General features: G+C 36.5%; 21 protein-coding genes. 14 read left to right on the plus strand and 7 right to left on the minus strand.

Annotated elements, in window-relative coordinates; translation table 11 throughout:
• Window positions 1–19 precede the first annotated feature (19 nt).
• A complete protein-coding gene (locus tag LDX54_RS03370) occupies window positions 20–304 on the minus strand; it encodes a hypothetical protein (RefSeq protein ID WP_122037383.1) in 285 nt (94 codons plus the stop codon).
• A 74-nt stretch (window positions 305–378) separates the two neighbouring features.
• Here LDX54_RS03370 and LDX54_RS03375 point away from each other — a divergent pair, with 74 nt between their 5' ends.
• Window positions 379–1,335, plus strand: coding sequence for an alpha/beta hydrolase (locus tag LDX54_RS03375; RefSeq protein ID WP_265666854.1), 957 nt, complete (start codon window positions 379–381; stop codon window positions 1,333–1,335).
• A 238-nt stretch (window positions 1,336–1,573) separates the two neighbouring features.
• On the opposite strand, the gene rlmD is transcribed toward LDX54_RS03375, so the two are convergent.
• Entirely contained in the window at window positions 1,574–2,950 is a 1,377-nt protein-coding gene (gene rlmD / locus LDX54_RS03380; protein WP_265666853.1) for a 23S rRNA (uracil(1939)-C(5))-methyltransferase RlmD, read from the minus strand.
• Between the two features lie 123 nt (window positions 2,951–3,073).
• On the opposite strand from rlmD, the gene recX reads away from it, so the two are divergent.
• Together recX and LDX54_RS03390 are read left to right on the plus strand one after the other, a co-directional pair.
• The gene (recX, locus tag LDX54_RS03385) at window positions 3,074–3,889 is read left to right on the plus strand and encodes a recombination regulator RecX (RefSeq protein WP_265666852.1); all 816 of its coding nucleotides are present in this window, start codon (window positions 3,074–3,076) and stop codon (window positions 3,887–3,889) included.
• 8 nt (window positions 3,890–3,897) lie between these two features.
• Entirely contained in the window at window positions 3,898–4,377 is a 480-nt protein-coding gene (locus tag LDX54_RS03390) for a hypothetical protein (RefSeq protein ID WP_187156468.1), read from the plus strand.
• A gap of 4 nt (window positions 4,378–4,381) precedes the next feature.
• On the opposite strand, the gene LDX54_RS03395 is transcribed toward LDX54_RS03390, so the two are convergent.
• Window positions 4,382–4,843: a hypothetical protein gene (locus LDX54_RS03395; RefSeq protein ID WP_046324567.1), complete on the minus strand. Its 462-nt coding sequence runs from the start codon at window positions 4,841–4,843 to the stop codon at window positions 4,382–4,384.
• Between the two features lie 99 nt (window positions 4,844–4,942).
• On the opposite strand from LDX54_RS03395, the gene LDX54_RS03400 reads away from it, so the two are divergent.
• Entirely contained in the window at window positions 4,943–5,815 is an 873-nt protein-coding gene (locus LDX54_RS03400) for a hemolysin family protein (RefSeq protein ID WP_046324568.1), read from the plus strand.
• Window positions 5,815–7,386: a peptide chain release factor 3 gene (locus LDX54_RS03405; RefSeq protein ID WP_187156469.1), complete on the plus strand. Its 1,572-nt coding sequence runs from the start codon at window positions 5,815–5,817 to the stop codon at window positions 7,384–7,386. Before LDX54_RS03400 ends, LDX54_RS03405 begins: the two co-directional genes overlap by 1 nt.
• A 28-nt stretch (window positions 7,387–7,414) precedes the next feature.
• Here LDX54_RS03405 and LDX54_RS03410 read toward each other — a convergent pair whose 3' ends face one another.
• Both LDX54_RS03410 and LDX54_RS03415 read right to left on the minus strand, forming a co-directional pair.
• Window positions 7,415–7,696 (minus strand): DUF1827 family protein, encoded by a 282-nt coding sequence (locus LDX54_RS03410; protein WP_046324570.1) that lies wholly within the window; start codon window positions 7,694–7,696, stop codon window positions 7,415–7,417.
• Window positions 7,697–7,821: 125 nt separating this feature from the next.
• Window positions 7,822–10,026 carry an ATP-dependent Clp protease ATP-binding subunit gene (locus tag LDX54_RS03415; protein ID WP_265666851.1) on the minus strand — a complete coding sequence of 735 codons (2,205 nt, stop codon included), beginning with the start codon at window positions 10,024–10,026 and terminating at the stop codon, window positions 7,822–7,824.
• A gap of 169 nt (window positions 10,027–10,195) precedes the next feature.
• Here LDX54_RS03415 and LDX54_RS03420 point away from each other — a divergent pair, with 169 nt between their 5' ends.
• The 6 genes from LDX54_RS03420 (at window position 10,196) to LDX54_RS03445 (ending at window position 14,831) form a co-directional block, all read left to right on the plus strand.
• Window positions 10,196–10,378, plus strand: coding sequence for a hypothetical protein (locus LDX54_RS03420; RefSeq protein WP_046324572.1), 183 nt, complete (start codon window positions 10,196–10,198; stop codon window positions 10,376–10,378).
• A gap of 113 nt (window positions 10,379–10,491) precedes the next feature.
• Window positions 10,492–10,758 (plus strand): phosphocarrier protein HPr, encoded by a 267-nt coding sequence (locus LDX54_RS03425; protein ID WP_046324573.1) that lies wholly within the window; start codon window positions 10,492–10,494, stop codon window positions 10,756–10,758.
• Window positions 10,758–12,491 (plus strand): phosphoenolpyruvate--protein phosphotransferase, encoded by a 1,734-nt coding sequence (gene ptsP, locus LDX54_RS03430; protein ID WP_187156470.1) that lies wholly within the window; start codon window positions 10,758–10,760, stop codon window positions 12,489–12,491. Before LDX54_RS03425 ends, ptsP begins: the two co-directional genes overlap by 1 nt.
• A 195-nt stretch (window positions 12,492–12,686) precedes the next feature.
• Window positions 12,687–13,085 carry a transcriptional regulator SpxA gene (gene spxA, locus LDX54_RS03435; RefSeq protein WP_046324575.1) on the plus strand — a complete coding sequence of 133 codons (399 nt, stop codon included), beginning with the start codon at window positions 12,687–12,689 and terminating at the stop codon, window positions 13,083–13,085.
• Window positions 13,086–13,191: 106 nt separating this feature from the next.
• Entirely contained in the window at window positions 13,192–13,914 is a 723-nt protein-coding gene (locus tag LDX54_RS03440; RefSeq protein WP_187156471.1) for an adaptor protein MecA, read from the plus strand.
• Between the two features lie 74 nt (window positions 13,915–13,988).
• A complete protein-coding gene (locus LDX54_RS03445; protein ID WP_187156472.1) occupies window positions 13,989–14,831 on the plus strand; it encodes a competence protein CoiA family protein in 843 nt (280 codons plus the stop codon).
• Here the strand turns inward: LDX54_RS03445 and LDX54_RS03450 are convergent.
• Window positions 14,817–15,437, minus strand: a complete 621-nt coding sequence (locus tag LDX54_RS03450; protein ID WP_187156473.1) for a DsbA family protein — start codon at window positions 15,435–15,437, stop codon at window positions 14,817–14,819. The genes LDX54_RS03445 and LDX54_RS03450 overlap by 15 nt on opposite strands.
• Window positions 15,438–15,508: 71 nt before the next feature.
• A complete protein-coding gene (locus LDX54_RS03455) occupies window positions 15,509–16,132 on the minus strand; it encodes a CYTH domain-containing protein (protein ID WP_187156474.1) in 624 nt (207 codons plus the stop codon).
• Window positions 16,133–16,470: 338 nt separating this feature from the next.
• On the opposite strand from LDX54_RS03455, the gene LDX54_RS03460 reads away from it, so the two are divergent.
• From LDX54_RS03460 to LDX54_RS03470, 3 genes are read left to right on the plus strand one after another with little or no spacing between them, the layout of a single operon-like run.
• Window positions 16,471–17,100 carry a GTP pyrophosphokinase family protein gene (locus LDX54_RS03460; RefSeq protein ID WP_046324580.1) on the plus strand — a complete coding sequence of 210 codons (630 nt, stop codon included), beginning with the start codon at window positions 16,471–16,473 and terminating at the stop codon, window positions 17,098–17,100.
• A complete protein-coding gene (locus LDX54_RS03465) occupies window positions 17,100–17,906 on the plus strand; it encodes an NAD kinase (protein WP_122037396.1) in 807 nt (268 codons plus the stop codon). The genes LDX54_RS03460 and LDX54_RS03465 overlap by 1 nt, the downstream gene beginning before the upstream one ends.
• Window positions 17,893–18,777, plus strand: a complete 885-nt coding sequence (locus tag LDX54_RS03470; protein ID WP_187156475.1) for an RluA family pseudouridine synthase — start codon at window positions 17,893–17,895, stop codon at window positions 18,775–18,777. The genes LDX54_RS03465 and LDX54_RS03470 overlap by 14 nt, the downstream gene beginning before the upstream one ends.
• Window positions 18,778–18,785: the final 8 nt, after the last annotated feature.

Here is an 18,785-nt window from a genome sequence, read left to right on the forward strand (position 1 = left end):
CTGCTTTTAGCAGCATTTTTTAGGTTAATCTGACTGCATTTTGGTCAGGTAAAATTTGAATACCGTAAACGGCAATTTTTTCTTTTTGATAACTAATATATATTGGAATACTGCGACCATGAATATTTTTTACTAAGCTGCTGAATTTGCTTTTTGTTAAGGGCTTTTTGCCGGGAAAAAATAGGCAAGCCGTACTAGTAATCTTTACTTTTGCCAACGGAACATTTTTGTGAGCAATAGTTAAATAAAAGCTGGTTTGATTGTTTAAGTCATTAGTTAATTGTAAAAAATCTGTCAATCTCATTTTTTCTTTTTTCCTATACAAATTAAAAATGTTATACTATAAGATATTATTTTTAGTGAAGGTGGCTTAACTAATTGCAAAAATTAAAACATAAAAAGTTGTGGCTTTCATCAATTATTATTATTTTATTAGTATGTTTACTATTTACCGGGGCCGGTTACTATTTCTTTAGAGTGGCTTGTGTTCCTGGTAAAAAGAGTTTTTTAAGTTCTTCAAGTAAGGTTCTCAAAAAGACTGACCCCCTTTACCATGAAAAAAAGTGGTTTAAAGCTGCGGCTAAACAAAAATGGCACATTGAATCAGCTGATGAAAAGTTTAAATTAGAAGCAAACTTTATTCCTTATAAAAATTCGCATAAAACTGCTGTAGTTTTACCAGGATACATGGATACTAAAGAGGACATGGGAGAATATGACGCCTTATTTCATGAATTAGGCTACAATACTCTGACGCCGGATCCAAGAGCACAGGGACATAGTGAAGGGCATTATATTGGCTATGGCTGGCCGGAAAAAGATGATGTGAAAAAGTGGATTTCATACTTGTTAGAAACCAAAGGTAAGCAGCAGCAGGTGGTAGTTTATGGCTTAAGCATGGGTGCAGCAACTGCCATGATGACTAGTGGGCTGAAATTGCCTCACCAAGTTAAAGCATTTATTGAAGACTGCGGCTATACTAGTGTTAAAGACGAAATCGAACACGAAGCAGGGGTTCTGTACAATATGCCCGCCTTTCCTCGTTTTCCATTAGTAGAAATTTTGAGTGGCATAAATAAGATCAAAGTTGGTTATTTTATGGGTGCTGCGTCCAGCGTGCAGCAATTGCATAAGAATCACAAGCCCATGCTCTTTATTCACGGTAGTCAAGATAATTTTGTTCCAACCAAGATGGTCTACCCTAATTATAAAGCTACCAAAGGGCCAAAGGAAATATGGGTTGCTCCTAAAGCTAAACATGCCCAGTCTTTTTCAAAACATCCCCAAGAATATAAAAGACGGGTTGCAGCATTTTTAGCTAAATATGTCAGGTAGGCCGTGCATTATATTTGCTAGCGCTTACATAAGTCTGATATTATAAAATTGTGGTTAAGGTTGACAAAATTTCTATCTCCATAATATGTTTGTTATTGAATCTTTAAAAACAAGTTTATCGCGAAAAAATTCGATTTTTGTATGTTTATATCTGTGAAATTTTTCATTTAAACTGAAAAGTTTTTAATCTACACCTGACCCACAAAAAATAGTTGTCACAGCAAGTGACAACTATTTTTTACCGTAAAGTTAATTTGACAACGCATTCACACCTTGGCGTTTGCGGTAACATATCTACATTTTCAATTAGTCTGACATTATATGCTTCGCTCAAAAGAACTAAGTCTTGTGCCAGAGTGGAGGGGTTGCAAGAAATGTATACAAAAGTTTTAGGCTTCACGCTTAGGATGGTTTTGATCAAGCTTTTTGCCAGTCCCGTGCGTGGTGGGTCAACAATCAAAGCATCAATTGGCATACCATTTTGAACTAATTCCGGTAAAATTTTTTCTACGCTTCCCTGAATGTAATTAGCATTTTTAATATGATTCAGTTCTACGTTATGATTAGCATCTTCGACTGCTTCGGGGATAGTTTCAATGCCAATAACCTGTTTAACCTGATCAGCAGCTAAGATTCCGAGTGTACCCACGCCGCTATATGCATCTATTAAAGTTTCAGTTGGGGTCAAATCTAAAAATTTCAGTGCTTTTGAGTATAACGTAATAGTTTGAACCGGGTTTAATTGGAAAAATGCTCGCGGTGACAAGGCAAACTTTTTGCCCAAAATTTCATCAGTTATCTGATTTTTTCCTGCCAATTTAACTGTTTTGTTACCCCATACCTGGGGGTTGCGCCAGTCAGTTTCATTTTGATAGACACTAACTACGTCAGGCAGGTGCATAACTTGTTCTGCAAGTTGACCTAAATTTTTAATGTTGCGACCAACAGTAATTAAAGTTACTTGTATTTCATGAGTAGCATAGGCTTGACGCACCACAATTGTTTTTAGACCATCAAAATGGCGGTAGGGGTCGGCAATTTTAACGTGCATTTTTTCTACTAAGCTTTTGATTTTGCGTTCAGTATCCTGGGTGGCCTGGCTTTGCGTTGGCATAACTGGTAAATCAAACAATTCATGCGAGTTAGGGGCAAAAAGACCCAAACTGATCTGACCATGAGATTGTTCAATTTGGTATTGCGCTTTATTACGATAATGCCATTCTTCTGGAGCCGGAATGGTTTTCTTAACTTTATACTTACTGTATCCTCGGGGATGAAATTTTTTCAAAGCTTCAAGGACGTTGTCTCGTTTAAATTCAAGCTGCTTGGGATAAGCTAAATGAGCAAGTTCCAGCCCACCTATTGCCGGATTAACTTTAGCCGGAAATGATACTCTGTTTGGACTTTTTTCTTTAATGCGGACCAGTTCCGCATCAATGTAACGGGGATATTCTTTGATGATCTTGGCAACGACCACTTCTGCGGGCAAGGCACCCGGAATAAAAATGATTTTTTTGCGGTAATAGCCGATTCCTTCGCCATTAATGCCCAGTCTTTTGATTGTAATAATAATATCCTTATCTTTTGGTTTATTTTGATTAAATTTCTTGTACATAGTTTTCTTTCTACAATAAAATAGTAAATGTTAACAATTTATTGTACTCCCTGAAAAAAGTATTTAGCAAGATTAAACAAAATTTGCTAGCATGGAGTTAAGCACTAGAAAGGTGAAATTGTGATGCCAATTATTACTAAAGTAAGCAGTCAAAAAAGACCCGGACGATTTAATATTTTTTTAGATGGTAAGTATTCTTTCTCCGCTGCTGAGCAAACTGTGGCTGAATTTATGCTTTTAAAGGGGCAAGAACTGACTGAAGAACAAATTGCTGAAATTAAGCAATTTGATCAAGACGCCAAGGCTACCAATATTGCATCTAATTATTTAAGTTATGAACCTAGAACTGTTTATGAAGTTTTACAATATCTTAATAAACATGGCATTGATAATGACTCTGCACAGGCTGCTGTCAGTCAACTGACAGAAATGGGGTTTTTAGATGATGCTAAGTACACGCAATTAGTGATCGCACAAAACTTGCGGATTGGTACTGATGGACCAGTTAGTGTCAGCAATAAGTTGAGACAAAAAGGAATTGATCCTGAAATAATTGCTAATGCGCTAATGGAAATAGCTGATGCTGACTGGCTGGATGCAGGTAAGAGAGTGCTCAAGTCAATGAAAAGTAAAGTGGGCAAATTGGCACGGCGCGAACTGGAACGGAAAATGACCAGTAAATTATTGAGTCATGGCTTTTCCAGCACGCTTGCCAGTACAATAATTGCTCAAATTGATATACCGCAAAATGATGAAGATCAAATCGCAGCATTAAAAAAGCAAGGGATCAAAGCCTATAAGCGGTTTCGCCGTTTGCCAGAAAATGAGAGACAGCAAAAAATACGCAATTACTTATTTACACACGGATTTGCCAGTAATGAAATTGATGCTTTTCTAGCGGGTGAAATTATTCCTTTAGCTGAATTAGCTGAATATTAGGAGAAATTATGAAAAAACTACAGAAAAAAGTAACTTTTGTTGGTCGTCCTTTTCCCGATCAATTGATGGACGAACAGAAAACCTTTAATCAATCAAATATGGAAATGGAGCAGAATCAGGTTTTTCAGGATTTTATCGTTAAGAATGATTTAACTAATACTCGTAGCAATATGGTTGTTTTTGGACCTGAAAATTTTATGTATTGGTATGGCGTAATTGCACCCAACGAGGTTGAAGTTCCAAAAGGCTTAATGAAATTTGTTTTGCCTGAAGCCCAAGTGGCAATTACAGAAAAAGACAATCAAAATATTTCCTTTTTTAGTCAGCCATTAAATATGGTTATATCGCAGTTCTTAGCTGCAGTTGCTGCCGAAGGGATTAAAATTTACCAAAATCCTGGTGATAGTTTAACTCCTTACGTTGTGCAAACTTTAAATTTTGCCACAAAAAAACTGACCCAAGAATTATATCTTGAGGACAGTCATTAAATAATTAATGTTGTTTAGGGTCAATTGATAAGTTGTCGTATTCAACATATGCACCAAGACAAGTTGATAAAAGCATAATCAGCATCACAATTCCAACAGATTTACCCACAATTTGATCAAGAGTTAGAAATTCACGCACCACAAAAGTGGCAGCAAAACAAAGAATAAAATCTAAGATGACATTAGCAATTTGTAAAAAATAGCGTCTTCTAATACTGAAAAAGCGTAATAACTGCTTTAATAAACCATCGTCTATTTCAACCGCTAATAAATCTACTGGTCTTTGAATTGTAGCTTTGATGGCAGACATAATTAAAGCACCAACAATAGCGCCAATGGTGGTCCGGAAAAGATCAGCTGAATGCAAAACTAATGCATCATAGCCAATACCAATAATGGTCAGACTACACAGATAAGGAATTAACAGTAAGAATGTAAAAACAAGTATGACATGACTTTTTTTCATGGGGTAACCTCATTTCTTACGTGCTATTCTAACATATTGTGTGCGTACATGATATAATGTTGGTATTTAATATGTTATTTTAAGAAAGAGAGCACAAAAATGGCTAGCGACCCCGACAAGGGGAATTTATTTGAGCGTTTCAAAAATAAATTTTCCCCTACAAATGATGAAGAAACAAGAGAGCACTTAATTACAGAAATTGAAGATTTACATCAGCAGAAAAAGCTTAGTGACAATGAATTTACAATGTTAAATGCAGTTTTGGATTTTCAGGGACGGATGGTACGTGAGGTAATGGTGCCGCGAATTGATGCTTTCATGGTAGATTGCCAGGAAAGTTTGCAGGACCATCTTAAAGAAATACTGCGTGAACCATATTCCAGAATACCGGTTTATCGACGTGATAAAGACAAAATAGTAGGTATTATTCATATTCGAACTGTCTTGCGTAAGGCATGGGAAAAGGGCTTTGATAATATTACTTATGATGATGTCATGAATCCGCCACTTTTTGCACCGGAAACAACGGAGCTCAGAGAACTTTTAGTAGAGATGCAACAAACTCAGCAGCAATTGGCTATTTTAACGGATGAATATGGTGGAGTTGTCGGGCTTGCAACCATTGAGGATATAATTGAGGAAATAGTGGGTAATATTGATGATGAAGTGGATCAGACGGAAGTTTTGGTTCACCAAATTGCCCCTAACAAATATGTGATATATGGTAAAATGCCTCTTGATGAATTTAACGAGCAATTCGGCACCGATCTGGAAATGGAAGATGTTGACACTATTGCCGGCTATATGATTACAAAGTTAGGCATAATACCGGCAAAAGGTGAAAAGTTATCTGTCAAATTGGATAATGGCATGGTATTGACTACTAGAAGAATGATGCGTTCCAGATTAATGACGGTTTTGTTGACTGTGCCAGAAGAAAAACCTAAGAAGAAGGAAGAACAAAATACTTAATGAGTAACGAACTGTTGAATAAAGTAAATAAGAGAAGAACATTTGCTATCATATCGCACCCTGATGCCGGGAAAACTACGATTACGGAGCAAATGCTTCTTTTTGGTGGTGTAATTCGCAGCGCGGGGACAGTTAAAGCCCGCAAAAGTGGTCATTATGCTACTAGTGACTGGATGGAAATTGAAAAGCAACGTGGTATCTCAGTTACCAGCTCCGTCATGCAATTTGAATATCAGGGAAAAAGAATAAACATTCTTGATACCCCGGGACACGAAGATTTTTCGGAAGATACCTATCGCACTTTAATGGCAGTTGACTCAGCAGTCATGGTGATCGACTCAGCTAAAGGTATTGAACCGCAAACCAAAAAATTATTTAAGGTCGTAAAGCAAAGAGGCATTCCTATCTTTACCTTTATGAATAAATTGGACCGTGATGGTAGACCGCCACTTGATTTGATTGCTGAACTGGAAGACTTACTTGGCATCGAAGGTGTGGCTATGAATTGGCCAATTGGTTCAGGTCAAACTTTACAGGGATTATATGATATTGCTCATAATCAGGTTGAAATGTATCGCAAGGATGGTCCTGATCGCTTTTTGCCTCTAGATAAAGACGGTAAACTGCCGGCTAGTGAACCATTTAGTCAGAATCCCCAATTTCAAGATACATTAGGAGAAATTGACTTAATTAAAGAAGCTGGAAATCAATTTGACTTACAAAAAATTGCTCAAGGCGATCAGACACCAGTATTCTTTGGCTCCGCTTTAACTAATTTTGGGGTTGAAACTTTTTTGCAGAGTTTTGTTAAAATGGCTCCTGCACCAGCTGGTCATAAAGTTAACGACACTGAAGACTTGGCTCCTGATGATGAAGAATTTTCTGGTTTTGTGTTTAAAATTCAAGCTAATATGAATCCACACCACCGTGATCGGATTGCCTTTGTGCGTATTGGCAGTGGCGAGTTTAAAAAAGGACTGGATGTAACTTTGGCTCGCACTGGTAAACCAATTCGTCTCAATAATGCTACTGAATTTATGTCTAGTGAGAGAATGCAGGTTTCAGATGCGGTAGCAGGAGATATTGTTGGTTTGTATGATACTGGCAATTTCCAAATAGGTGACAGTATTTATGCTGGCAAACATAAAGTGGTTTATCCGCCACTGCCAGAATTTACTCCTGAACTCTTTGTGCGAGTTACTGCTAAGAACGTAATGAAACAGAAATCATTTCATAAAGGTATGGTTCAATTAGTTCAAGAAGGTGCCATTCAGTTATACCAGAATTATCAGACTGATGAGTATATCTTGGGTGCTGTTGGGCAGCTGCAATTTGAGGTCTTTAAATTCAGAATGAAAAATGAATATAATTCTGATGTTGAAATGACTAATATTGGTCACAGAGTAGCACGCTGGATTGACCCTGAGCAGCTTGATCCGGCCATGGCTAACAGTCGAAATTTACTAGTAAAAGACCGTTACGGCCAACCGCTATTCTTGTTTGAAAATCAATTTGCAGAGCGTTTTTTCAAGGATAAATATCCAGATGTTAAACTGACTGAAAAACTGTAAACAAAAAACTGGCTTTAAGCCAGTTTTTTTATTTGTCAATATGGATTTCAATTACATGCTGACTTTTATCAAATGTCAACATATATGAAGGATTTTTTTCTTTAACAAGTCGCTTAATAACAAAGTTCGTTTCATCTTTACGAACACGACGATTGTGATTTTCCAAGACAATTCCGATTGCTTTATCACTTTCGGTGTAGATAACGGAGGTATTGCCTAGAGAGTAAACTTTGACATAATTTACGTTGGTCGTATTTAGTTGACTGTGAACTAGGTCCTTATAACTATTGGTTACATCTATTAAATGCATGGATTTCACCCGTTTCTTCTAGTAGTTCTTTTTTTAATTTAAGTATACAACTAAACTAAACTTTTTTCTTTAATAAAAAGCATGATTATTATATTTTGCAATAATCATGCTTAAAAGTGACGTCTTTAAATATTAGTTGTGTCATTTGCTGAATTAATAGTGTTCTCATCTTCACTGATAGCAATCTTATCTTCAGAAACACTAGCAAGCAAATTCTTCACTGCAGGATGATCAAGTTTATAGTCAGCAACTTTATCTTCAATTTCTTCCTGAATGGTTCTACGCAATGGTCTTGCGCCCATATCAGGACTATATCCTTCATCAACTAATTTCTTTTTAGCATCCTCGGTAACGTTAATTTGCATTCCTTGGTTTTTAACCATGCTGTTTACATCGTCAAGCATTAAATTAACAATTTTTATTAAGTCATCCTTAGTCAGTTCGTTGAATTCAATCACATCATCCAACCGGTTTAAAAACTCTGGCTTAAAGAATTGACTCATTGAACTTCTGGCGGAATCTGGTTGATCTGCAGAATTTTCAGCAGTGAAACCAACACTGGTGTTCTTAATGCCTTGACCAGCATTAGAGGTCATGATGATAATCGTATCCTTGAATGATACAGTTCTACCTTGAGAATCAGTTAAGCGACCATCATCTAAAATCTGTAAGAAAAGATTCATAACAGCTGGATCAGCTTTTTCAATTTCGTCAAGTAAAATCAAACTGTATGGGTGACGTCTTACTCGTTCTGTTAGTTGTCCGGCTTCTTCATAACCGACGTAACCAGGTGCTGAACCAATTAACTTGGAAACAGAATATGATTCCATATATTCTGACATATCGAAGCGAATTAAGGCATTTTCTGAACCAAACATTTGCCGAGCCAGTTGTTTAGCTAATTCGGTTTTACCTACACCAGTAGGTCCCACAAAGAGGAAGGAGCCGATAGGTCTGCCGGATTTATTAAAGCCAATCCGGTTACGCCGAATTGCACGAGCCAGTTTATCGACTGCTTTATCTTGACCAATAACGTGTGCCTTAAGATTTGGTGCCAAGTTTTGCAACTGGTTTTCTTCTTGCTTTTGTAAATCACCAACAGGGATGCCAGTTTTTTCTTCAACAATCTTGTTCATGATCTTGCTGGTAATAATAGGAGATTTGTCCGGATCAACCTTTTGATCCTTCATCTTGTTATATTTTTCGATTTGGTCACGGTAGTATGCAGCTTTTTCATAATCTTCATTCTTGAGGGATTCTTGTTTTAATTTCTGAGCCGCATCAATTCGTTCCTTCATTTTTTCCTTGTCGACGTAAGGAATTGTCAGGTTCATTCTTGAACCTGCTTCATCGAGTAAGTCAATGGCTTTATCAGGTAAAAAGCGGTCTTGAATGTAACGCTCAGATAATTCTGCTGCTGCCTTGATAGCATCATCAGTATAGTGAACATGGTGATAATCTTCGTAGCGCTTTTGAATACCCTTTAAAATACGGATTGTTTCTGCAACAGAAGGTTCTTTAACATCAACGGGCTGGAATCTTCTTGCTAGGGCAGAGTCTTTTTCAATTTCCCGGTATTCTTTTAATGTGGTAGCACCAACGAGTTGCAGGTCACCACGAGCAAGAGCGGGTTTAATAATGTTGCCCGCATCCATTCCACCTTCGGCATTGCCTGCACCAACGATTTCGTGAATTTCATCGATAAAGAGGATGATATCATCATGACCTTGTACTTCTTTAAGTAATTGCTGCATTCGTTGTTCAAATTGACCCCGAATACCTGTACCTTGAACTAAAGAAACTACGTTTAGTGATATTATTCTTTTATCTTGCAGCTTGGCCGGGACCGAACCGTCGACAATTTGCTGGGCTAAGCCCTCAACTACAGCAGTCTTACCGACACCGGCTTCACCGATTAGGACAGGATTGTTCTTTGTTCTGCGATTCAAGATTTCAATGACACGAGCAATTTCTTTATCGCGTCCAATAACTGGGTCAATTTTACCTTTTCTTGCTAGAGCAGTAAGATCGGTTCCATACTGATCAAGCAGTGAGCGTCCGCCCCCGGCACCATTGTTGCCGTTATTGACGTTTCCTGGATTCCCATTGCCCATTCTGGGGTCCCCTGGATTTCCCGCATTGCCGTTGTAATTAAACAGGTCGCTGAAATCACCAAAGAAGTCGTTATTATCATTGTTCATATTAATATTTCCTTGTTGTTTAAGTTGTTGATAACATTGTCCACATAAATTAATTTCACGACTTTGTCCGTTAACCTTCGCAAAAAGATGAATGGAAGCTGGTCGTTTTTGACAGTTTTGACAAAGCAATTGTATTACCGCCTTTCATATCAGTTTACTAAATTATATAATTAGCACTCGCAATAATCAAGTGCTAAAACCTGAATCTTATTATTTGTAAGTAACGCTAATATGATAAAATATTGGTGCAAGATCAGATGATTGCATAAATAAAATTGACTAAAAAGTGGTGATGATTTTGGATTTTCAAAAAATTCTGGTGCAATTAGCGAATGGCGAACTCGATCACTATGAAGTTGAGCCAAAAAATGCTTTTGAATTTCAAGCAGCATTGAGGTCTTTTGAAAAAAGGCAAAATATTACAGGGAAAGCATTGCGAGGTGGTAAAATAATTTACTCAAAATCAAAATCTGAAGTTTAATGATGTAAACTGTTACATTTATGTTGTCTAATTCACAAAAAAATGATAGTCTAAGTAGGCGAATAGGTATTTATTACCGGTTTGATTTTTTGAATTCAAAGGAGATATATATAATGGAAAAACGCGATTTTCATGTTGTTGCAGAAACAGGTATTCATGCTCGTCCAGCTACATTGCTAGTACAAGCTGCTTCTAAATTTGGTTCAGATATCAATTTGGAATACAATGGTAAGTCAGTTAATTTAAAGTCAATTATGGGTGTTATGTCACTTGGTGTTGGCAAAAATGCTGATGTTACTATCAGTGCTAGTGGCGACGACGAAAAAGATGCAATTAACGCTATTTCAGAGACTATGAAAAAAGAGGGCTTAGCTGAATAATGACCAAGACATTAAAAGGAATTGCTGCTAGTGATGGTATTGCTGTAGCACCAGCTTATCTCTTGGTTGAACCTGATCTTTCATTTTCAAAATCTACAGTTAGCGATGTTGAAAGTGAGTTAGCACGCTATAAGAAGGCAATTTCAGTATCAACTACTGAAGTTGAAAAAATTCGTGATAGTGCAAAGAAGAGTTTAGGTGAAGACGAAGCTCAAGTCTTTGAAGCTCACCTTATGATCTTGAACGATCCTGAATTTACTGGTGCCATTGAAAACGAAATCAAGGAACAAAAAGTTAACAGTGAAGCTGCTCTTGACGAAACTGCCCAAAAGTTTATCAGTATTTTTGAAGGAATGACTGATAACACATATATGCAGCAACGTGCAGCTGATGTGCGCGATGTTTCTAAGAGAATTATGGCTCACTTGCTGGGTAAGGAATTACCAAACCCAGCTGCCATTGATCACGAAGTTATTGTGGTTGCTCATGATTTAACTCCTAGTGATACTGCCCAACTTAATAAAAAATTTGTTAAGGGCTTTGTTACTGATATTGGCGGAAGAACAGCACACTCTGCTATCATGGCGCGTTCACTTGAATTGCCAGCAGTTGTAGGTACTGATTCAATTACCAAGGATGTTGAAAACGGCGACACGATTGCTGTTGACGGTCTAAGCGGTGATGTAGTAGTTAAGCCTACTGACAGTCAAGTTGCTGAATATCAACAAAAGAGTTCTGACTTTTTGCAGCAAAAAGCTGAATGGGAAAAATTAAAGAACGAGCCTTCAGTTACTGCAGACGGTAAAAAGTTTACAATTGCTGCTAATATTGGTACACCAAATGACATGAAGGGTGTAAACGATAATGGTGCTGAAGCTGTTGGTCTTTACAGAACCGAATTCTTATATATGGATTCAAAGGACTTCCCAACTGAGGATGAGCAATTTGAAGCCTATAAGAAAGTCATTGAAGGTATGCATGGTAAGCAGGTAATTATCAGAACCATGGATATTGGTGGTGACAAGCACCTTGATTATTGGGATTTACCAGAAGAAATGAACCCATTCTTGGGTGTGCGTGCCATTAGACTCTCACTTCAAAATGAACAGATTTTCCGGACGCAGCTTCGTGCTTTATTGCGTGCATCAGCTTATGGCAAGTTAGGCATTATGTTCCCAATGATTGGTACTCTGAATGAGTTGCGCAAGGCTAAAGCAATTTTGGGTGAAGAAAAAGACAAGTTAGTTACAAAAGGCGTTAAGATTGGTTCGAACTTAGAAGTGGGAATGATGATTGAAGTTCCAGCTGCTGCAGTTTTAGCTGATCAATTTGCTAAAGAAGTTGATTTCTTCTCAATTGGTACTAATGACTTAATTCAATATACAATGGCTGCTGATAGGGGCAATGATAATGTTTCTTACCTTTATCAACCGGCAAACCCATCTGTTTTGCGTTTAATTAAGCACACGATTGATGCAGCACATGAAAACAACATTTGGTGTGGCATGTGCGGCGAAGCTGCCGGAGACAGTACCATGTTTCCAATTTTGCTTTCAATGGGCTTAGACGAGTACTCAATGAGTGCTACTTCAATTTTGCGTATTAGAAGCTTAATGAAGAAGCTCAATACTGCAGATATTAAGGAATTAGCCAATAAAGCTTGTTATGTTTCAGAAACTGCTGAAGAAAATGAGAAATTGGTTAGTGACTTAATGAAGAAAGTAAATAACTAATAATAATAAAAAAAGGATACATTAGCAAAAAATTATGTATTCTTTTTTATTTCTTTATTTTTTCTTGATAAAAAGTTCACAGAATATTCACGTTTAAAAGATACTATAATAATAAAATTAGTTGAAAAAACTACTTACAAAAAGGAAGTAGTATGATATAATTATATAGATACTAATTAAGGGAGCGTGAAATATATGGTAAATTTATATATCTCTCCAAGCTGTACATCTTGTCGTAAAGCGAAGGCCTGGTTAAAGAAGCACGACATTCCTTTTAAGGAAAGAAATATTTTTTCTGAACCGTTAACAAAAGATGAATTGTTGCAAATTTTGCGCATGACTGAAAATGGTACCGAAGAAATTATTTCAACTCGTTCAAGAGCATTTCAGCAACTTAAAGTTAATCTGGATGACATGTCAATTGATCAATTGCTTGATCTGGTAGAAAAGAATCCAAGTTTGTTAAGACGTCCTATTATTATGGATGACCGTCGTTTACAGGTTGGATATAATGAAGATGAGATTAGGCGCTTTTTACCTAGAAAAGTACGCCGTCTCGAACTTGAAGAAATGCAAAAGATAGCTGACTTATAAATCAGGTAAGTTTAAAATAAAAGCGTTGGTTTTTTAAACTAACGCTTTTATTTTATGAGTAAAGTACGCTACAATAGAACAAAGCATCTGATGGAGGTGAGAACTCATGCAAGTAGATCATATAAACAAAAATACGATTCGCGTGAGAATAGGTAAACAAGAATTAGCAAATCGTGGTCTTAAAGTTTTGGATTTACTGGGTGATAAAAATAAAATCCAGCATTTCTTTTATTCAATTTTAGATGAAATTGATACGGATCATTCTTTTAGTCAAGATGCACCTGTTACTTTTCAAGTAATGCCTAATAATGGTGGGCTTGATTTACTCATCACTAAAGTTACGGCCAAAGATCAGAATAACCTGGCCCAGTTATTTGATAATGATTTTACTGACAACAGTAAAAAGAGGAATGATGCTCGTAAGTCTTTTCTCGATTTAGAACCTGAGGAAGATGAAAGCGATAAAGACGAATCAACTGGTTCTGCAATTTCTGGTCACCCCAAGGTGAAAAAAGAGTTTTGGAAACTGCAAAAAAAGCAGGCATATAGTTTTAATGACCTTAATCAGGTAGTTGAACTGGCGGATAGTCTTCAAGCAGACGATTTGGCTTCCAGTCTTTATTTTGAACGCGGCAAATTTTACTTAGAGTTAATCTTTACTGATCAAGATTACTTGGAAATAAAGCCGGCTGATGCATGGGCCATTGCAAATGAATATGGTATTAAAGTTAAAGCTAGTGAAATGGCTCGTGTGCGCATTAATGGCAAATGTTTGATAGCGCATGAAGCTTTAGAGAAGCTGCAAGATTATTTTAGTGATATTAATTAAAATGCCAGATAGCAAAATAAAAGGGGGCAGGTAAAAATCTGCCCCTTTTGCGTACTTATTATTAGGTGATGATTATGTACGCGGCATTGTTGAATAATGTTTTAGTTTTAGCTGTAGCAGAAGCTCGGATAAGTGAAAGTGAAAAGAATATAAAAAGGCATTATTTTTGTCCTCAGTGTTATCGCGAAGTCCAGCTGATAAATAATAGTAAAACACCTTATTTTAAGCATATACCAAGTGAAGTTAATTTAAGTGGAGAAAATAAAGAGCATGCACAAAGTAAAAGCTTATTGACTACAGCTTTAAGAGCAGCCCATTTTAACGCACGGATGGAAGTTCAATTGGCTAATGGCCAATTACGCGCTGATATCTTAGCAAGCCCGAATTTAGCATTTGAAATTCAATGTGCTCCGCTCAACAAATCTGAATTTCGTCATCGTCATCTTTTATATCGGCAAATAGGCGTGAAAGATATCTGGATAGTGGGAAAGAGACATTTTTTAGGACAATACATCAAAAAATCGCAGCTTATCTTTTTTCGAAGGAATAAACCGTGGCATGATTATTATTTGGAAATTAATCCTGATAAGCTAGTTATCAGTTTGAAATATAACGTTTTGCTTGAGCCGCTGACTAATAAAATTCATTGGCAAAAACAGAATTTTACTATAAATGCCGAAGGATTAAAAAAGCTGTGGCACTTTAAACCTGCTTTACGTAAATACTATGTTGATTCGGCCAAGCAAAAACAGTATCTAAAAATGCAGCTTATGCATAAAAGTCTCAATGGCATGAAGATTGCCAACAACTTATATAAAAGACGGCAAACCATTGATGATTTGCCGTCTTGGGTATTTAGCAATTTTCGTAAAATCAATTCGCCAGATAATGCAAGTAAGTTTTTAGATCAGACGTAAGTGTTTAGCAGGATAATAATCTTGGTCTTCCTTTGTAATACAACCAGTATTTTTAAAAAGGCGAATCAACTTATCATGAGCCAAAATTCCTTCAAGCATTACGCCACTGTAATTGCCGCTTTCATTAAAAATAATAGTTGTAGGAATGTTACAGACATTAAACTGATGGGCAAGTTCCTTATCTTGGCGAATGGAATTATCTACATAAGGAGCAATCCTGCGATCTGTAATCCGGTCAAAATTTAAATTTAAATCTTGAGCAATTTTTCGCGGTAATTGTTCAGAATATTTATTAAAATCACCGCTGATAGCTTGTTGTAAAGCAACTAGATAGGCTCGAGCCTTTTTGTTGCCATATTCGAACTTAATTGCATGGTAATTGCGTAAAGCTTGAAATGAAGCGATTGTGTACTGCGGGATATCTATTATTCTTTGACCGCTCTTTTTTCTTCTGATAATATCTTCTTTTATAACTTTTGTATTTATGATAGGAACGAAGTTAAAAGAAGAATTGATATTAAGTTCGGCGATTGCATCTTGAATTAAAACTTCTGTATTATAGCAGTAAATGCCAACGGGATTGACAAAGAGAAAAATTTCGAACATGATCAGGCTCCTCCAATACTGATTATTTAAAAATCTAATTATCTATCCTTTTTAGAAATTTACTCGTTAAACTACATTTTAGCACGATGCTTGTAAGCGCGTGCAATTTTTGCTTGATTAGTATTAGCAGAATTCTGTGTAAAGTGATATGTCTTTTTTAAGTCTAACAGAACTTGTGCAATTAATTGGGGATTAGGATTTTCAATCTCAATTTCAAAGTCCTCATAATTGTCAGGATAGGTACTATCATCAAATGTTAATTCACAATTTTCAGGTCCATTTGCTAAAATGCGCTTAGTTTTACTAAAAGTTTGCAAGTTTAGTATTAGGTGGTCTGAAAAGTGCTTGTTCAGATAGTCTCCTACGCTATATTTAAAAGAAATTGGCAAATTTTTGCTGCCATTTTTAACCATTGCTTTAGCTTCAGCTAGTTTTAGTTCGTCATTAATTTCTATTGCTTCATGAAACTGGTGCTGCACGGGATCATCATTTGGAACTTTAAGTGTTTGTTCTGCATGATCAGCAAAAAGACGAATGCGACAACTGATATGATTTTGCTTTAGCAAACCATCTTTGGTATCAAAATAATAATTTTCCTGTTTAAAACAGCTTTTTGCAGCAAAATCCTGGCAAAGCTTGTGATAGATTGTCTTTGGCAGGATAATTTTTGCTTCAATTTCATTATTCTTCGACATAATAATTCCCCATCCAATTTCAGTGATAGAATTTACTTTTTATTCCATGCTACTAATTAAGAAAGTATAGTTTTTTTATTGACATATTGTCAAAATTGCTGTTTCTGCTTAAATATAAAATAGAAAACAAAACTATCAAAGTATAGGCTATACTGAAATTAATAAATTTATCATAATCTTAAAAGCTTTAATATGCAAGAAAAAACTGTATCAAATAAGGGATTATATATGCTGTATAGAAAAAAACGGCTTCTTTTATTAAAGCTATTAGCCATATGAAATTGCTATCATATAATTTATGTTAAAATGGATATGCTGTTTGAGAAAGGGTTATTTCTATGAATAATGATTGGGATAATTTTTTATGGCCTTATGAAGAGGCCGTCCGAGAATTGAAAGTGAAATTTCGTTCTTTAAGACAAAGTTTTTTAACGAAAGGGGAACATTCCCCGATAGAATTTGTAGTTGGCAGGGTTAAAACTGTCGACTCAATTAAAGAAAAAATGCAAAGGCGTGTAATCAGTTTTGATGTAATTGAAACCGATATGCAGGACATTGCAGGTATTAGGATAGTATGTCAATTTGTCGATGATATTTATAAGGTGGTAGACTTAATACATACACGTGATGATATGGAAGTCATTGAAGAACGTGATTATGTTAAAAACGCCAAACCTTCAGGCTATCGCTCCTATCATATGGTTATTTCTTACACCGTTTATTTGCCAAATGGTCCCAAAAAGTTGCTGGCTGAAATTCAAATCAGAACTTTAGCTATGAACTTTTGGGCTACTGTTGAACACACTCTTAATTATAAATATCAAGGTTCTTATCCAAAAGATATTTCCCAAAGACTAAAATCCACTGCAGAAACAGCATATAAACTTGATGAAGAAATGTCTTTAATAAAAGATGAAGTGCAGGAAGCTCAAAAGGTTTTTACCAAAAACAAGGGTAAGGAAAAATAATGAGAATTACAATTGCCCATAACACCAATCCCGAAACGCTAAAAGTTGTGGCGCACTTGCGAAAACTGTTGGAAGCTAAAGCAGGCATTGTTTTTGATGCTAAATACCCCGATGTTGTCATTACTGTCGGAGGCGATGGTACTTTAATCAATGCTTTTCACCGTTATGAAAACCAGATCAGTTCTATTCGCTTTATTGGTATCCACACTGGGCATTTAGGTTTTTACACTGATTGGCGTGGTCCAGAAGTTGATAAAATGGTAGATGCTTTACTTTTAAGGGAGCCGGAATCTGCCAGTTATCCGCTTTTGGAAGTAGAACTTTTAACCGAAGCGAATGAAAAGAAACATTTTTTGGCCTTAAATGAATCTGCAGTCAAACGGGTATCGCATACATTAGAAGCAAAAGTCTATATTGATGATCAATTATTTGAAAATTTCCGGGGAGATGGCTTATGTATATCAACTCCTACCGGTTCAACTGGTTATAATAAGTCACTTGGTGGTGCTGTGATTCACCCAAGACTTAAAGCCTTGCAAATGGCAGAAATAGCTTCAATTAATAACCGAATTTTCAGATCATTATCTTCGCCAATAGTGTTGGCACCAGAGCAGTGGATTACTGTCATACCTGATGCTGACCACTGCGTTATGACTGTTGATGGCCGTCGCATTAATGTACGCAACGCTAAACAAATTGAATATCGTATTTCTAGTAAGGAAATTCATTTTGATCGTTTTGGGCATACCCATTTTTGGTCCCGTGTTCAGAGCGCCTTTATTGGAGATAAAGATGACACCATTTAAAGTTATTGTACAAGACGAAGTTCCCAAGAAATTAGGAGCTTTTTTACTGAAAAACGGTTTTTCAAAAAGAGCAGTGAATAATGCTAAAAATTCCGGTGGGATGCTTTTAGTAAATCATAAAAGGCGCTTTACCAACTACATTTTACATCAAGGTGATGAAGTGATTTTTATTCCAGGAAAAGAGAGGGTCAATCCCTGGCTAGTCCCCTCAAAGAAGCCGCTAGCGGTTGCACGGGAAACTGCAAATTATTTGGTAGTAAATAAACCAGCTGGCATTTTGTCAATTCCATCTCGTTATGATGACAATGCTTTAGTTAACCAAGTTTTAGGTTATTTTAACAGTAAAAAAGAGGTTGACGTTAAACCGCACATAGTGACGCGACTCGATCGCGATACTTCTGGTCTGGTTCTGGTTGGGAAAAATGCTATTGCTCATGCTCGTTTTAGTCAGATCGATAAAACTCAATTTATTAAAAAATATCATGCAATAGTTCATGGCAATTTTGCGCCGGAAGAATTGACTGGAGTGATAGATCAGCCTATTGGTCGCAAAGGAACCTCAATTGTGCGCAGCATTGATTCCACTGGCAAGAATGCTAAAACTGCTTATAAAGTGATTGCTCAAAAAAGCGGAGCCAGTTTAGTAGAACTGCGCCTATATACAGGTCGAACTCACCAGATTCGCATACATATGCAATATTTGGGTCATCCTTTATTTGGCGATCCTCTATATGGCATTAATGATGAGTTTAAGCGCCAGGCACTCAATTGCTTTTATTTGGGTTTTCCCGATCCATTTACTAAAGACCAGCATACTAGTATTGAAATACCTGATGCACCGGATATGCAAAAATTATGGCATAGCCTTTAATATATCTG

The organism is Lactobacillus sp. IBH004 (assembly GCF_026185255.2).
GTDB classification, from domain to species: Bacteria; Bacillota; Bacilli; order Lactobacillales; family Lactobacillaceae; genus Lactobacillus; species Lactobacillus melliventris.

What these genes read in the sequence shown, in the direction of transcription:
- LDX54_RS03425 (WP_046324573.1), top strand. Translation starts at nt 10,492, where the DNA reads ATGGAAAAACGCGATTTTCATGTTGTTGCAGAAACAGGTATTCATGCT.
- LDX54_RS03445 (WP_187156472.1), top strand. Translation starts at nt 13,989, where the DNA reads ATGTACGCGGCATTGTTGAATAATGTTTTAGTTTTAGCTGTAGCAGAA.
- LDX54_RS03390 (WP_187156468.1), top strand. Translation starts at nt 3,898, where the DNA reads ATGAAAAAACTACAGAAAAAAGTAACTTTTGTTGGTCGTCCTTTTCCC.
- LDX54_RS03410 (WP_046324570.1), bottom strand. Translation starts at nt 7,696, where the DNA reads ATGCATTTAATAGATGTAACCAATAGTTATAAGGACCTAGTTCACAGT.
- recX (WP_265666852.1), top strand. Translation starts at nt 3,074, where the DNA reads ATGCCAATTATTACTAAAGTAAGCAGTCAAAAAAGACCCGGACGATTT.
- LDX54_RS03470 (WP_187156475.1), top strand. Translation starts at nt 17,893, where the DNA reads ATGACACCATTTAAAGTTATTGTACAAGACGAAGTTCCCAAGAAATTA.
- LDX54_RS03400 (WP_046324568.1), top strand. Translation starts at nt 4,943, where the DNA reads ATGGCTAGCGACCCCGACAAGGGGAATTTATTTGAGCGTTTCAAAAAT.
- spxA (WP_046324575.1), top strand. Translation starts at nt 12,687, where the DNA reads ATGGTAAATTTATATATCTCTCCAAGCTGTACATCTTGTCGTAAAGCG.
- ptsP (WP_187156470.1), top strand. Translation starts at nt 10,758, where the DNA reads ATGACCAAGACATTAAAAGGAATTGCTGCTAGTGATGGTATTGCTGTA.
- LDX54_RS03465 (WP_122037396.1), top strand. Translation starts at nt 17,100, where the DNA reads ATGAGAATTACAATTGCCCATAACACCAATCCCGAAACGCTAAAAGTT.
- LDX54_RS03460 (WP_046324580.1), top strand. Translation starts at nt 16,471, where the DNA reads ATGAATAATGATTGGGATAATTTTTTATGGCCTTATGAAGAGGCCGTC.
- LDX54_RS03395 (WP_046324567.1), bottom strand. Translation starts at nt 4,843, where the DNA reads ATGAAAAAAAGTCATGTCATACTTGTTTTTACATTCTTACTGTTAATT.
- LDX54_RS03370 (WP_122037383.1), bottom strand. Translation starts at nt 304, where the DNA reads ATGAGATTGACAGATTTTTTACAATTAACTAATGACTTAAACAATCAA.
- LDX54_RS03455 (WP_187156474.1), bottom strand. Translation starts at nt 16,132, where the DNA reads ATGTCGAAGAATAATGAAATTGAAGCAAAAATTATCCTGCCAAAGACA.
- LDX54_RS03440 (WP_187156471.1), top strand. Translation starts at nt 13,192, where the DNA reads ATGCAAGTAGATCATATAAACAAAAATACGATTCGCGTGAGAATAGGT.
- LDX54_RS03450 (WP_187156473.1), bottom strand. Translation starts at nt 15,437, where the DNA reads ATGTTCGAAATTTTTCTCTTTGTCAATCCCGTTGGCATTTACTGCTAT.
- rlmD (WP_265666853.1), bottom strand. Translation starts at nt 2,950, where the DNA reads ATGTACAAGAAATTTAATCAAAATAAACCAAAAGATAAGGATATTATT.
- LDX54_RS03405 (WP_187156469.1), top strand. Translation starts at nt 5,815, where the DNA reads ATGAGTAACGAACTGTTGAATAAAGTAAATAAGAGAAGAACATTTGCT.